Here is a 12,604-nt window from a genome sequence, read left to right as displayed (position 1 = left end):
GGGTACGCCATCATGCGAGTTCCCTGGCAATGCCACCCGGTGGCCCCCAGGCGCACTGGAGGCGCGTGGCGGCGGCGCCACGGGCCTCCAGGCCGTACCGGGGTCGCCACCAGGGCGCGGTCAGCGAGCGGTCAGACGCGCGTCAGGAGGGTCACGGCTTCGAGGTGACCGGTCTGGGGGAACATGTCCAGGACGCGCGCGCGGCGCAGCCGCAGCGACGGCATCCGCGCCAGGTCCTTCGCCAGCGTCACCGGGTTGCAGCTCGAGTAGACGACGTACCGGACGTCGGAGGCCTCGAGCCAGTCGGCGTGGGCCGCGCCGATGCCCCGCCGCGGTGGGTTGACGACCACGAGTTCCGGGGTCTGCTCGGGACGCGACCGCAGCGCGTGCTCGGTCGCGTCGTCGGCTGCGAACCGGACGTCGACGAGGCCGGCCTCGCGGGCGGACTGCTTGGCGGAGCGGATGGCCTCGGCGCTCGTCTCGATCCCCGTCACGGCACGACCAGGACGGGCGGCGTGCAGGGCGAACCCGCCGACGCCGCAGTAGAGGTCCCACATCGAGGCCGGGTCCACCTCGTCGATCCACGCCGACGCCTGGGCGTAGAGGGCAGTGGCGACGGTCGTGTTCGTCTGGAAGAAGCTCTGCGGACGGAGGTGCATCGTCACGGAGCCCAGGCGCATCGGCAGGGTCTCCTGCTCGGTGAGGACGACCTCGCGCTCGCCCTCGGTGACGGCCTTGTGCTCGGGCAGCAGGTTCGCGGTCACGACGACGGCGGTCGGCAGCGCCAGGAGCAGGTCGCCGAGCCGGGAGCGCAGGCGGGTGAGCTGGCCCTCGGAGCGGAGCACGAACCGCACCATGAGCTCGCCGTCGGGCGACTCGGTGACGAGCACGTACTTCAGCTCGCCGCGGCGGGCCACGACGTCGTACGGGATCAGCCCGGCGGACGTGACGAAGTCGGCGAGGACCGGGAGCGCCCGCTGGATCCCTGGCGTGCAGATCCCGCAGTGCCGGATGTCGACCCCGCGCTGCCGGTGGTCGAGGATGCCGATCGTGGGGTGCTCGACCGATCCCCCGACGACCATCTTCGCGCGGTTGCGGTAGGCGGACTCGGGGCTGGTGATCGCCGGGGACCAGGCGACGGAGCCGGGTCCGCCCGCGGCCTCGACCGCGTCGTGGAGGAGCTCGCGGGTGCGGAGTTCCTTGTCGAGGACCTGGTCGGCGTACGGCTGCCCCATGAGCGTGCACGAGTGGCACACCCCGCGGTCGAAGTAGTCGCACTGCATGGCCGAGTCAGGATACGTCAGCGCGGGCCCGTCGTCAGTGGGCCCGCCGTCAGCGAGCGGCGGCGTCTCGCGCTGTCGTGGCGATGCGGTACACCGAGGTCGTCGCGGTCAGGAAGAGCGTCGTGCCGTCGTCGCCGCCGAAGCAGAGGTTCGACACCGTCTCCGGCACCGACACGTCCCCGATGCGGGACCCGTCCGGCGCGAACACGACGACACCGCGGCCGGACGACGACCAGACGTTGCCGTCGACGTCCACGCGGATGCCGTCGGGCACCCCTTCCCCGGGCTCGAGCGTCGCGAACACCCGGCCGTTCTTCACCCGGGCACCGTCGACGTCGTAGGCGCGGACGACCGGGCGCTCCCCGTCCGAGCTCGCCAGGTACAGCACGCGCTCTGACGGGTCGAACGCCAGGCCGTTGGGCTCGTCGACGTCGAGCACGACCGGCCGCAGGTCCGACCCGTCGGCAGCGCAGCGGAACACCCAGTGGTCGCCGTACTCGCGCTCCCCGAGGTGGCCCTCCCGCGGCTGCGTGATGCCGTAGGCGGGGTCGGTGAACCAGATCGTGCCGTCGCGGGTCACGACGACGTCGTTCGGCGAGTTCAGCCGGACGCCGTTCCACCCGTCGACGATCGCGGTCACGACGCCGTCCCGGTCGCGCTCGACCCGGCGGTTGCCGTGCGAGCACTGCACGACGCTGCCGTCAGCGTCGAGCGTGCGGCCGTTCGTGAACTCGACGGCCTCGGCGTACGCGTCGACCGCGCCCGTGTCGGCGTGCCACTGCAGGATGCGGTCGCCGGGGATGTCCGACCAGCGGAGCGTCCGCGACGCCGGGATCCAGCACGGCCCCTCGGCCCAGGTGCTGCCGGTCGCGATGCGCGCGAGCGCGGTCGGGTCGGGGACGAGGTCGGTGATCGACACCATCGTCAGTCGGTCGTGTCCTGCAGGGCGTCGAGCGCTGCGACGTCCTCGGACGCCAGCACGAAGTCGACGTCGGCGTTCTCGGCGATGCGCGACGGCGTGGTCGACTTCGGCAGCGGGAGCACGTCCTTCTCGAGCAGGTAGCGGATCGCGACCTGGGCGACGGTCTTGTCGTACTTCGCGGCGATGTCCGCGATGGCCGTGTTCGACAGCAGGCCACCGGTCGCGAGCGGCGAGTAGCCCTCGACGAGGATGTCCTGCTCGGCGCAGAACGCGGTCGTGTCGTCCTGCGTGTTGCCGATGAACCAGCGGATCTGGTCGGCGTGCGGCACGACGTCCGTCTGGCCGAGCAGGTGCTCGAGGTACGGGACGGCGAAGTTCGAGACGCCGATGGACTTCGTCTTGCCGGCGTCGTAGAGCTCCTCGAAGACCTTCCACACCTCGACGTTGCCCGCGCGGTGGTCGCTGCCCATGTCGCTCCAGGGCCACGGCGCGTGGATCAGGTACAGGTCGACGACGCCGAGGTCGAGGTTGCCCGCCGACTCCGCGAAGGCCTCGCGGGCGCCGGACGCGGTCTTGATCTCAGCCGGCAGCTTCGTGGTGATGAAGACCTCGTCGCGCGGGATGCCGCTGTCGCGGACGGCCTCGCCGACGCTGGCCTCGTTGCCGTAGGCGAGCGCGGTGTCGATGTGGCGGTACCCGGCGTCGAGCGCGGCGCGGGTGGCGTCGTACGCCTCGGACCCCGACGGGATCTGCCAGGTGCCGAAGCCGATCTGGGGGATGTGGAGTCCGTTGGACAGGGCGAAGGTGTCGGTGAGAGCGGGCATGCTGCGGACAGTACGCCCGCGTCAGTCGGACAGGCCCACGGAGAGGACCCGGTCGTCGCCGTCGCCCGGTGACCCGCGGCCGTCGGTGTTGTTCGTGACGAACCAGAGCGTGTCGTCGGGGCCCTCGAGCACGGTGCGGATCCGGCCGTAGTCGTCCGCGAACCACTCGCGCGAGGTCGACGGGTCGGACACGGGCACCGAGCGGAGCACCCGGCCCTGCAGGTTGGCGATGAAGACGGTGTCGTCGACGACGGCCAGGCCGCTCGGGCTCGCCTCGTCCGTCGACCACTGCTGCACCGGGTCGACGAAGCCCTGGTCGGTGCCGCCCCGCCCCTCGACCTCGGGCCAGCCGTAGTCGCTGCCCGGCTCGATGACGTTGAGCTCGTCGAACGTGTTCTCCCCGAACTCCGACGCGAACATCGTGCCGTCGTCCGCCCAGCCGAGTCCCTGCACGTTGCGGTGCCCGAGGGACCACACCGGGGAGCCGTCGAACGGGTTGTCGTCCGGCACGTCGCCGGTCGGCGTGACGCGCAGGATCTTCCCCGCGAGCGAGTCCCGGTCCTGCGCCTCGGACCGGTCACCGGCGTCGCCGACGGTCACGTAGAGCATGTCGTCGGGCCCGAAGGCGATCCGGCCGCCGTTGTGGAAGCTGTTCGCGGGCAGGTCGTCGATCACGGTCGTCGGGTCGCCGAGCCCGTACGAGCCGACGTCCCCGGTGAGCGGGTAGCGCTCGACGCGGTTGCCGTCCTCGCCGGTCGAGTAGACGTAGAGCTCGTCGTCGTCGTGCACCGCCAGGCCGAGCAGTCCGCCCTCGCCGCCGTGCCGGATGCCGTCGACCGTGCCGACGGTGCGCGGGGTGCCGTCCTCGGCGAGTTCGAGCACGTCACCGGAGTCGCGGAGGCTCACGAGCGGGGTGTCGTCGACGAGCACGACGGACCACGGTGCCTCGAGGTCGGTCGCGACGTCGGTCACGGCTCCCGTGGGGACGACCTCGCCGTTCGCCAGGTCGTCCGGGGCCGACGGCGCCGTCGCGCTGCCCCGCGAGGAGCGGTCGTCCTCCGCGTCGGGCCCGGCGGAACAGCCGGCGAGCGTCAGGACGAGCAGGGCGAGCGATGCGAGGGGTGCTGCGGTCCGGGTGCGCATGTCGCGGACGGTACGCGGGCGGTCAGGGGACGGACGGGAGGCTCGGCACCTGTCCGGCAGACACCCGGCGGGCCGTCAGGTGGCCGGTCGTCAGGTGGCCGGTCGGGGCGTCAGCGCTGCGCGACCGGGCTGATCACGAGCTCGTCGACGCGGACGTGCGCTGGGGCGTCGAGCACGAAGCCGATCGTGCGCCCGATGTCCTCCGGGGTGAGCATGACGGCGCGGGCCGCGGCGTCCGGCACCTGCGGGCGCTGGTCGAGGAAGTCCGTGGCGACGTCGCCCGGGCAGAGGTGGGTGGCGCGGATGCCGTGCGGCGCCTCCTGCTGGTTCAGGCTGCGGACGACGGAGGCGAGCGCGGTCTTCGACGCCGAGTAGGCGACGCCCGCCCCTGGCTGGAAGGACCACCCGGCGTACGAGGACACGACGACCACGACCCCGCCCGTCGCACTCGCACGGAGGGCCGGCAGGGCGGCATCGACGACCGAGAGCACCGCGGTGAGGTTCGTGTCGAGGACCGCGCGGACGTCGGCCATGGACTGGTCGTCCCAGCGTCGGGCCGGGGTGTTCAGCCCCGCGGCGAGCACGAGCCCGTCGAGGCGGCCGTGCCGGTCGGTGATCGTCGCGGCGGCACCCGTGACGGCGTCCGGGTCGCTCGCGTCGAGCGGCAGGACGTCGGCGATGCCGCCCGCGGACCGGACCTCGGCGGCGACCTGCTCCAGCCGGTCGACCCGGCGGCCGCTGAGGACGACGGTCCAGCCGGACGCCGCGGCGGTGCGTGCCGCGGCGGCGCCCATGCCGCTGCCGCCGCCGGTGACCCAGAGGACGCGTGCCGTGCCGGTCGCGTCCGTGCCGGTCGCGTGCCTGCCGGTCGCGTCGGTGCCGGTCGCGTCGGTGCCGCTGCTCGTCATGCCGCGATGGTATGCCTGGGGAGGTCGACGATGGCCGTCGGCCGAGAAGGAGCACCCCATGCACCTCGACCTCCGCGACCGCGTGGTCCTCATCACCGGGGCGGCGCGCGGCATCGGCCGGACCCTCGCCGACCGCTTCGCCGCCGAGGACGCCCGCGTCGTCGCCCTCGACCTGGCGTTCGACCCGGACTTCCCACTGGAGCACGTCGTGTGCAACGTCGCCGATCCCGCGTCCGTGCGGCAGGCGATCGCGTCGGTCGTGGAGTCCCACGGGACGATCGACGTGCTCGTGAACAACGCGGGCATCAACGTCGACGGGCTCGTCGCCGACCTGCAGTGGGACGCCTGGCAGCGGTGCATGGACGTCAACCTCGGTGGCACCTTCCTGATGAGCCAGGCGGTCGCACCGGTGATGCAGGCGGCGGGACGGGGGCGGATCATCAACGCGGCGTCGTTCGCGGCCATCGTGCCGAGCGTCGGGAGCGCCGCCTACGCCGCGTCGAAGTCGGCCGTCGTGGCCTTCACCCGGGTGCTCGCGTCGGAGCTCGGGCCGTGGGGCATCACCGTGAACGCGTACGCGCCGGGCATGGTGCCGACGGCCATGAACGGCTTCGCGACGATGCCGACCGAGGCGCAGGACCGGCTCCTCGACACCCTGTCGCTCCGGCGGTGGGAAACGGCCGACGACGTGGCCGACCTGCTCGTGTTCCTGGCGAGCGACGCGTCGTCGTACATCACGGGGACGCTGCTCGACGTGTCGGGCGGCAAGCTCGCGACGCAGATCCCCGCGCGGGCGTACGGGCGGTAGGGGTCGCGGGCAGAGTGGTGCTCGCAGTCTGATCCACGGCGTGCGCATCCTGTCCGGCCGCACAGGTTCTGTGCATCCGGCTCTCGGTAGCCTGTGAGCCACCCAGAGCCGGACTGTCACGCCCGACCCCGAGGAGGCGCCCCATGGTCACCGTCCTCGTCGCGTTCGCCGTCGTCGCCCTGCTGGTGCCGGCCCTCACGCCGCTCCTCGGTCGCCGGGTCTTCACCGTCGCGGCCCTCGCACCCGCCGCTGCGGCAGTGCTCACCGTCACGCAGACGGACCGCGCCCTGCACGGCGGGGTCACCGAGCGCTTCACCTGGGTGCCGGAACTCGACCTCGCCCTCGCCCTGCGCGTCGATGCCCTGTCGTGGGTGCTCGCGCTCGTGGTGTCGGTCGTCGGTGCGCTCGTGCTCGTCTACTGCGCGTCGTACTTCGGCCCGAAGGAACCGGGGCTCGGCCGGTTCGCGGGCGTCCTGACGGCGTTCGCCGGGTCGATGTACGGCCTGGTGATCGCCGACGACGTCATCGTGCTGTTCATCCTGTGGGAAGCCACCACCGTCTTCTCGTACCTGCTCATCGGCCACGACTCGGTCAAGCGGGCGAGCCGGGCTGCGGCGATGCAGGCCCTCGTCGTCACCACGGCCGGCGGCCTGGCGATGCTCGCGGGCCTGGTGATCCTGTCGGTGCGCACCGGCACCACGCAGCTCTCCGCGATCGTCGAACAGGCACCGTCGGGCACCGTCGTCACGGTCGCCGTCGTGCTCGTGCTCCTCGGGGCGCTGACGAAGTCCGCGATCGTCCCGTTCCACTTCTGGCTGCCTGCCGCGATGGCCGCGCCGACCCCGGTCAGCGCCTACCTGCACGCCGCGGCGATGGTGAAGGCCGGGATCTACCTCGTCGCCCGCCTCGCCCCGGCGTTCGCGATGCTCGAGGGCTGGCGCGAGACCATCACGGTGCTCGGCGTGCTCGGCATGCTCGTCGGCGGGTACCGGGCGCTCCGACAGACCGACCTCAAGCTCCTGCTCGCGTACGGCACCGTCGCCCAGCTCGGGTTCCTCGTGCTCGCCGCCGGCTGGGGCACGCCGGCGATCGCCCTCGGCGGGGTCGCGCTGCTCGTCGCGCACGCCACGTTCAAGTCCACGCTGTTCCTGGTCGTCGGCACGGTCGACCACGTCACCGGCACTCGCGAGCTCGGCCGGCTGAGCGGGCTCGGTCGGAGGATGCCGTGGCTCGCGACGGTCGCGGTGCTCGCCCTCGTGTCGATGGCCGGCATCCCCCCGACGATCGGCTTCGTCGCGAAGGAGGCCGTGCTCACCGGGTTCATCGAGGCCCTGCACGGTCCCGGTGCGGCCTGGGCGTGGGTGGCGCTCATCGGCGTCACGATCGGCTCGGTCCTCACCGTCGCGTACTCGCTCCGCTTCCTCTGGGGCACCTTCGGCCGCAAGCCCGGGGTCGAGCAGACCGAGCCGCACGCGCTGCACGGACTCGGCGTCGTGCCGTCGGTCCTCGGTCTCGCCGGGCTCGCACTCGGGCTGCTCACGCCGGTCGTCGCGCACGGCATCGAGCCGGCGGCAGCGGCCGCGTCACGCTCCGGGGAGCCCGTGCCGCACCTGGCGCTCTGGCACGGACTGGAGCCCGCGCTCGGCATCTCCGCCCTGACGCTCCTCGGCGGCGTCGCCCTCTTCCTCGCCCGCACCCGCGTCGAGGCCGTCCAGCACCGCCTGGCCGGTTCCCCGAGCGCCGCGGGCACGTACCGGCGGATCATGCGCGGGCTCGACCACGGTGCGACCGGTCTGACCGCGTTCGTGCAGCGCGGTTCGCTCCCCTACTACCTGACGGTCATCCTGTCGGTGTTCGTTGCCGGCGCCCTCGCCAACCTGGTGCTCGGCGGCCCGTGGGAGTTCCACGTCCGGTTCGCGGACTCGTGGGGCCAGGTGCCGGTCGTCATCGTCATGGCGATCGCCGCCGTCTCGGTCGTCACCGCGAAGACCCGGTTCGCCGCGGCGGTCCTGGTCGGCGTGACCGGGTACGGCATGTCCGTGCTGTTCGTCCTGCACGGCGCCGTCGACCTGGCACTGACCCAGCTGGTCGTCGAGACCGTCACGCTCATCGCCTTCGTGCTCGTGCTCCGTCGGCTCCCCCCGCGCATCGCCACCGCGAACCCCTCGCGCTTTCGGGTGCTCCGCGCCCTGTTCGCCGCACTGGCCGGCCTGACGCTGGCGATCGTCGTCATCGTCGCCGCCTCGGCCCGCACGGCGACGCCGATCTGGCCGGACCTGCCCGCGCTGACGAGCTCGTTCGGCCACGGCCTGAACGTCGTGAACGTCGCCCTCGTCGACCTGCGCGGCTGGGACACCCTCGGCGAGCTGACGGTCGTCGTCGCCGCGGCCACCGGCGTCGCGAGCCTGATCTTCGTGAACTCCCGCGAGGACACGCTGCCCCGCCTCCGCGACCGGCCCGAGTCCTCCGACGAACGCCGCGACGGGGAGCCCCGCGCGTGGCTGCCGACGAGCGCCGCGCTGCCGACCGGCCGGAGCGCCCTGCTCGACGTCGTCGTCCGCCTGCTGTTCCACGGCCTGATCGTGCTGTCCGTGTACCTGCTGTTCGCCGGGCACAACGCCGCGGGCGGCGGGTTCGCGGGCGGCCTCGTCGCGGGCATCGCGCTCGCGGCCCGCTACCTGGCCGGGGGCCCCGCCGAACTCGGTGCCGCCGCTCCCGTCCGGGCCGGTCGACTCCTGGGGCTCGGGGTGGCGACGGCCGCGGTCACGGCGATCGTCCCGATGTTCTTCGGCAAGGAAGCCCTGTACTCGGAGTTCTTCGAGGCCACGGTCCCGGTGCTCGGGCACGTCGAGTTCGTCACGGCGACCTTCTTCGACATCGGCGTGTACCTGGTGGTCGTCGGCCTGGTGCTCGACGTGCTGCGCAGCCTCGGCGCCGAGGTCGACCGCCAGCGCCTCGAGGACTCCCGGACGTCCACCCGCGACACCATCGAAGCCGACCGCGACCCCGAGGAGGTCTCCGCATGACCATCACACTCGTCCTCGTCATCGCGATGGCCGTGCTCTTCGCCTGCGGTGTCTACCTGCTGCTCGAACGCTCGCTCACGCGGATGCTGCTCGGGTTCCTGCTCCTCGGGAACGCGCTCAACCTGCTGCTGCTCGTGATGTCCGGCGCCGCCGGCGACCCGCCCATCGGGAAGTCCGCCGAGGGCATCACCGACCCGCTCCCCCAGGCCTTCGCCCTCACCGCGATCGTGATCACCTTCGCCGTCAGTGCCTTCCTGCTCGCCCTGATCCACCGCTCGTGGACGCTGTCCCGCGCGGACGAGGTCGAGGTCGACGAGGCCGACGTCGCCATCCGCCGCGCGCGGGGCGAGTCGACCGACGAGGACGACACCGAGACCGACACCGACCCGGACGCCGGAGTGACGCCCGACGACGGCCACGAGCGCCACCACGAAGCACCGTCCGACGAGCGCGAGGGATCCCGATGACCTTCCTCGTCCCGCTCCTCGTCCTCGTCCCGCTGCTCGGCGCGGCCGTCGCCCTCGGGCTGCTCCGGCACCAGCGCATCCAACGTGCGATCACCGTCGCCGTGCTCGTCATCGCGCTGGCCGTCGCCGCCACGCTCATGGTGCTCGTCGACCAGCACGGCACCATCGTGGTGCAGGTCGGCGGGTGGGAGGCCCCGTACGGCATCTCGCTCGTCGTGGACCGCCTGAGCGCCCTGCTGCTGACCGTGTCCGCGAGCGTGCTGCTCATCGTCCTGCTGTTCTCGATCGGGCAGGGCCTGGCCGCGGACGACAGCGAGGCCCCGGTCACGATCTTCTACCCGACGTACCTCGTGCTGGCCGCTGGCGTGCTCGACTCGTTCATCGCGGGCGACCTCTTCAACCTCTACGTCGCGTTCGAGATGCTCCTGGTGGCCAGCTACGTGCTGATCACCCTCGGCGGCAGCGAGCAGCGCGTGCGCGCCGGCACGACGTACATCGTGACGAGCCTCATCGCGTCGGCGATCTTCCTCTCCGCGATCGGCCTGGTCTACGGCGCCACGGGCACGGTCAACATCGCCCAGATCAGCGAACGCGTCGCGGGGTTGCCCGACCACGTGCAGCTGCTCCTGCACACGATGCTGCTGATCGGCTTCGGCATCAAGGCCGCCGTGTTCCCGCTGGCGTTCTGGCTGCCCGACTCGTACCCGACCGCCCCGGCGCCGGTCACCGCGGTGTTCGCCGGCCTGCTGACCAAGGTCGGCATCTACGCGATCATCCGGCTCGAGACGATCATCTTCCCGAGTCCCGACCTGAACGGGGTGCTGCTCGTCGTGGCCACCCTGACGATGGTGGTCGGTGTGCTCGGCGCGGTGTCGCAGACGGACGTGAAACGCCTGCTGTCGTTCACCCTCATCAGCCACATCGGGTTCATGGTGATGGGCGTCGGCCTGGGCTCCGTCGCGGGCACCGCCGCCGCGGTGTTCTACACGGTGCACCACATCGTCGTGCAGACCACCCTGTTCCTGGTCTCGGGCCTGATGGAGCGCATCGGCGGGACGACGTCCACGCGCTCGCTCGGCGGGCTGCTCAAGGCCGCACCCCTGCTGGCCGCGCTCTACCTGGTGCCCGCGTTCAACCTCGGGGGCATCCCGCCGTTCTCCGGCTTCATCGGCAAGCTCGGCCTGTTCCGCGCCGCCGCCATCGACGGGAGTCCCCTGGCGTACGTGACGATCGGCGCCGGGGTCGTCACCAGCCTCCTGACGCTCTACGCGCTGATGCGCGTCTGGGACGCCGCCTTCTGGCGACCGAAGCCCGCCGCCGAGCCCGCGGCCCCGCACGCCGCCGTCGCCGAGGCGCACGAGACACTCCGCGCGCCGGAACCGGCGCCGGTCACGATCTCGGAGACCGACGGCTCTGTCCTGACGGGAGGCTCGGTGACGGTCACCGACGCTGCCAGCGCAGGTGGAGCCTCCCGTCCGTCCGCCGACACCGGCGAGAAGGTGCGCCTGCCGCGCATGATGGTCGCCGTGACCACCGTCGCGGTGCTCGGCTCGGTGGCCCTGACCGTCGTCGCCGGACCGCTCTACGGCTACGCGACCCGCGCTGCCCAGTCGCTCGAGTCCCCCGTGCAGTACGTGCAGGCCGTCCTCGGGGAGCGCCCGTGAGGAACGACACCCGCCGCATCCAGAACGCCCGACGCATCGTCGTCGCGTGGCGCTACGACGTCCCCCTCGCCGCCGGGCTGACCGTCCTGTGGGCGCTGCTCTGGGGATCGTGGAGCCCGCTCACGCTGCTGTGCGGCATCGTCGTGGCGCTGCTCGTGACGCAGCTGCTGCCCCTGCCGCCGGTGCCGCTGTCCACGCGGTTCTCGCCGCTGCGGTTCCTCTGGTTCCTCGTCGTCTGGTCGGGGCTGGTGTTCCGGGCGTCGTTCCGGGTCGCCTGGGTGGCCGTCCGACCGCGCGGCGTCCGTCGCAGCTCGATCGTGCTCGTGCAGCTGCACACGACGTCGGAGATGACGTTCACGCTGGCGACGCTCGCCGTGTCGCTCGTGCCCGGGTCCTACGTCGCCGACGTCGACCTGAAGCGCCGTCGTCTGCTGCTCCACGTGCTCGACACCGAACGGGTCGAGCAGGTCGAGGCCGCCAGACAGGAAGCCCTGGGGATCGACGCCCTCGTCATCCGGGCGGTCGGGTCGAAGCAGGACGTGTCCGAACTGTCCGGCCCCCGACCGGAGGTGACCCGATGAGCGCTGCAGTCGTCGTCATGGGGATCGGCATCGCGCTGGTCCTGGCGCTCCTCGGGGCGACCCTCGCGATGGCGGTCTTCCGGATCGTCCGCGGTCCGACGATCCTCGACCGGATGATCGGCTCCGACATGGTGCTCACGACCGTGCTCGTCGTGATCGCCGCCGCGATGGTGATCCGGCAGGACCTCGCCGGCATCCCGGTGCTCGTGGTCATCGCGGCGACGAGCGTGTTCGCCACGATCGCCGTCGCCCGCGCCGTGACCCCGTCGTCCGACCCCTCCGACGAGGGCACCGACGCCACCACCCCCGAACGACGACAGGAGGGATCGTGATCGAGGTCCTCGAGTCCTTCATCGACGGTGCCGGCGTCCGCGCGTGGATCGCCCTCGGGCTGCTGCTCGTCGGGTCCCTGCTGTCGCTCGGCGCCGGCATCGGCATCGTGCGCTTCCCCGACCCGCTCGTCCGTCTGCACGCGATGTCGAAGCCGCAGGTGCTCGGGTTGGCGTTCGCCCTCGCGGCCATCGTGGTCGCCGTGTGGACCTGGACGGCGTTCTTCGTGGTGCTGCCGATCATGGTGTTCCAGTTGTTCCTGGTGCCGGTGTCGACGCACATGATCGCCCGCGCGGGGCTGCGGTCGAACGAGTACCGCCACGAGGACCTGCTGGTCGACGACACGGAGTCCTGAGGCGGGGCGTGGGGCGTGGGTGCTCGTTCCGCGCGTGGTGGGTCGTTCCGCGCGTGGTGGGTCGTTCCGCGCGTCGGGGGTCGTTCCGCGCGTAGGGGGTCGAATCGCGCGTCGGAGGTCGTTCTTTCCGACCACCTACGTGCGATCCCGCTTCCCAGCGCGGGCGTCATGGGAAAGAGTGTCCGGCCGGTTCAATCGCGGCGCGGAATCCGTGCGCATTTCACCCTTCACCGGTGATGGATCAGTCGGTAGAGTCAGACGCACCAGGTCTCCGGAGGTGGCGACCGCTCAAC

The 12,604-nt window shown here is 72.1% G+C and carries 12 protein-coding genes; 7 read left to right on the top strand and 5 right to left on the bottom strand.

Going from position 1 to position 12,604, the window contains the following annotated elements; genetic code table 11:
* Nucleotides 1–131: 131 nt before the first annotated feature.
* The 5 genes from rlmC to ITJ54_RS15380 all read right to left on the bottom strand — a co-directional run bounded on the left by rlmC (nt 132) and on the right by ITJ54_RS15380 (nt 5,080).
* Nucleotides 132–1,283 carry a 23S rRNA (uracil(747)-C(5))-methyltransferase RlmC gene (gene rlmC, locus ITJ54_RS15400; protein ID WP_194629742.1) on the bottom strand — a complete coding sequence of 384 codons (1,152 nt, stop codon included), beginning with the start codon at nt 1,281–1,283 and terminating at the stop codon, nt 132–134.
* A gap of 49 nt (nt 1,284–1,332) precedes the next feature.
* Nucleotides 1,333–2,205 (bottom strand): SMP-30/gluconolactonase/LRE family protein, encoded by an 873-nt coding sequence (locus ITJ54_RS15395; protein ID WP_194629740.1) that lies wholly within the window; start codon nt 2,203–2,205, stop codon nt 1,333–1,335.
* A 2-nt stretch (nt 2,206–2,207) separates the two neighbouring features.
* The gene (locus ITJ54_RS15390) at nt 2,208–3,029 is read right to left on the bottom strand and encodes an aldo/keto reductase (RefSeq protein ID WP_194629738.1); all 822 of its coding nucleotides are present in this window, start codon (nt 3,027–3,029) and stop codon (nt 2,208–2,210) included.
* 21 nt (nt 3,030–3,050) lie between these two features.
* Nucleotides 3,051–4,172, bottom strand: coding sequence for a PQQ-dependent sugar dehydrogenase (locus ITJ54_RS15385; protein ID WP_194629735.1), 1,122 nt, complete (start codon nt 4,170–4,172; stop codon nt 3,051–3,053).
* Nucleotides 4,173–4,282: 110 nt separating this feature from the next.
* Nucleotides 4,283–5,080: an SDR family oxidoreductase gene (locus tag ITJ54_RS15380; RefSeq protein ID WP_194629733.1), complete on the bottom strand. Its 798-nt coding sequence runs from the start codon at nt 5,078–5,080 to the stop codon at nt 4,283–4,285.
* Between the two features lie 58 nt (nt 5,081–5,138).
* Between ITJ54_RS15380 and ITJ54_RS15375 the strand changes: the two genes are divergently transcribed.
* The 7 genes from ITJ54_RS15375 (at nt 5,139) to mnhG (ending at nt 12,311) form a co-directional block, all read left to right on the top strand.
* Entirely contained in the window at nt 5,139–5,888 is a 750-nt protein-coding gene (locus tag ITJ54_RS15375; RefSeq protein ID WP_194629731.1) for an SDR family NAD(P)-dependent oxidoreductase, read from the top strand.
* Nucleotides 5,889–6,031: 143 nt separating this feature from the next.
* The gene (locus tag ITJ54_RS15370) at nt 6,032–8,914 is read left to right on the top strand and encodes a Na+/H+ antiporter subunit A (RefSeq protein WP_194629729.1); all 2,883 of its coding nucleotides are present in this window, start codon (nt 6,032–6,034) and stop codon (nt 8,912–8,914) included.
* Nucleotides 8,911–9,381, top strand: a complete 471-nt coding sequence (locus ITJ54_RS15365; RefSeq protein WP_194629727.1) for a Na(+)/H(+) antiporter subunit C — start codon at nt 8,911–8,913, stop codon at nt 9,379–9,381. The genes ITJ54_RS15370 and ITJ54_RS15365 overlap by 4 nt, the downstream gene beginning before the upstream one ends.
* Nucleotides 9,378–11,045, top strand: a complete 1,668-nt coding sequence (locus tag ITJ54_RS15360) for a Na+/H+ antiporter subunit D (RefSeq protein ID WP_194629725.1) — start codon at nt 9,378–9,380, stop codon at nt 11,043–11,045. The genes ITJ54_RS15365 and ITJ54_RS15360 overlap by 4 nt, the downstream gene beginning before the upstream one ends.
* Nucleotides 11,042–11,626 carry a Na+/H+ antiporter subunit E gene (locus tag ITJ54_RS15355; protein ID WP_194629723.1) on the top strand — a complete coding sequence of 195 codons (585 nt, stop codon included), beginning with the start codon at nt 11,042–11,044 and terminating at the stop codon, nt 11,624–11,626. The genes ITJ54_RS15360 and ITJ54_RS15355 overlap by 4 nt, the downstream gene beginning before the upstream one ends.
* Complete coding sequence (locus tag ITJ54_RS15350) at nt 11,623–11,958, top strand: sodium:proton antiporter (protein ID WP_194629721.1); 336 nt, start codon at nt 11,623–11,625, stop codon at nt 11,956–11,958. Before ITJ54_RS15355 ends, ITJ54_RS15350 begins: the two co-directional genes overlap by 4 nt.
* Nucleotides 11,955–12,311 carry a monovalent cation/H(+) antiporter subunit G gene (mnhG, locus tag ITJ54_RS15345; protein ID WP_194629719.1) on the top strand — a complete coding sequence of 119 codons (357 nt, stop codon included), beginning with the start codon at nt 11,955–11,957 and terminating at the stop codon, nt 12,309–12,311. Before ITJ54_RS15350 ends, mnhG begins: the two co-directional genes overlap by 4 nt.
* The last annotated feature ends 293 nt before the right edge of the window (nt 12,312–12,604 follow it).

It is taken from the genome of Curtobacterium sp. VKM Ac-2865 (assembly GCF_015350905.1).
In the GTDB taxonomy this organism is placed as follows: Bacteria; Actinomycetota; Actinomycetes; order Actinomycetales; family Microbacteriaceae; genus Curtobacterium.
Note: the sequence above shows the minus strand (reverse complement) of the source record. Positions and strands in the feature narration are given on the sequence as shown.

Coding starts and splice junctions, on each gene's coding strand:
- rlmC (WP_194629742.1), bottom strand. CDS start 1,283: ATGCAGTGCGACTACTTCGACCGCGGGGTGTGCCACTCGTGCACGCTC.
- ITJ54_RS15395 (WP_194629740.1), bottom strand. CDS start 2,205: ATGGTGTCGATCACCGACCTCGTCCCCGACCCGACCGCGCTCGCGCGC.
- ITJ54_RS15390 (WP_194629738.1), bottom strand. CDS start 3,029: ATGCCCGCTCTCACCGACACCTTCGCCCTGTCCAACGGACTCCACATC.
- ITJ54_RS15385 (WP_194629735.1), bottom strand. CDS start 4,172: ATGCGCACCCGGACCGCAGCACCCCTCGCATCGCTCGCCCTGCTCGTC.
- ITJ54_RS15380 (WP_194629733.1), bottom strand. CDS start 5,080: ATGACGAGCAGCGGCACCGACGCGACCGGCACCGACGCGACCGGCAGG.
- ITJ54_RS15375 (WP_194629731.1), top strand. CDS start 5,139: ATGCACCTCGACCTCCGCGACCGCGTGGTCCTCATCACCGGGGCGGCG.
- ITJ54_RS15370 (WP_194629729.1), top strand. CDS start 6,032: ATGGTCACCGTCCTCGTCGCGTTCGCCGTCGTCGCCCTGCTGGTGCCG.
- ITJ54_RS15365 (WP_194629727.1), top strand. CDS start 8,911: ATGACCATCACACTCGTCCTCGTCATCGCGATGGCCGTGCTCTTCGCC.
- ITJ54_RS15360 (WP_194629725.1), top strand. CDS start 9,378: ATGACCTTCCTCGTCCCGCTCCTCGTCCTCGTCCCGCTGCTCGGCGCG.
- ITJ54_RS15350 (WP_194629721.1), top strand. CDS start 11,623: ATGAGCGCTGCAGTCGTCGTCATGGGGATCGGCATCGCGCTGGTCCTG.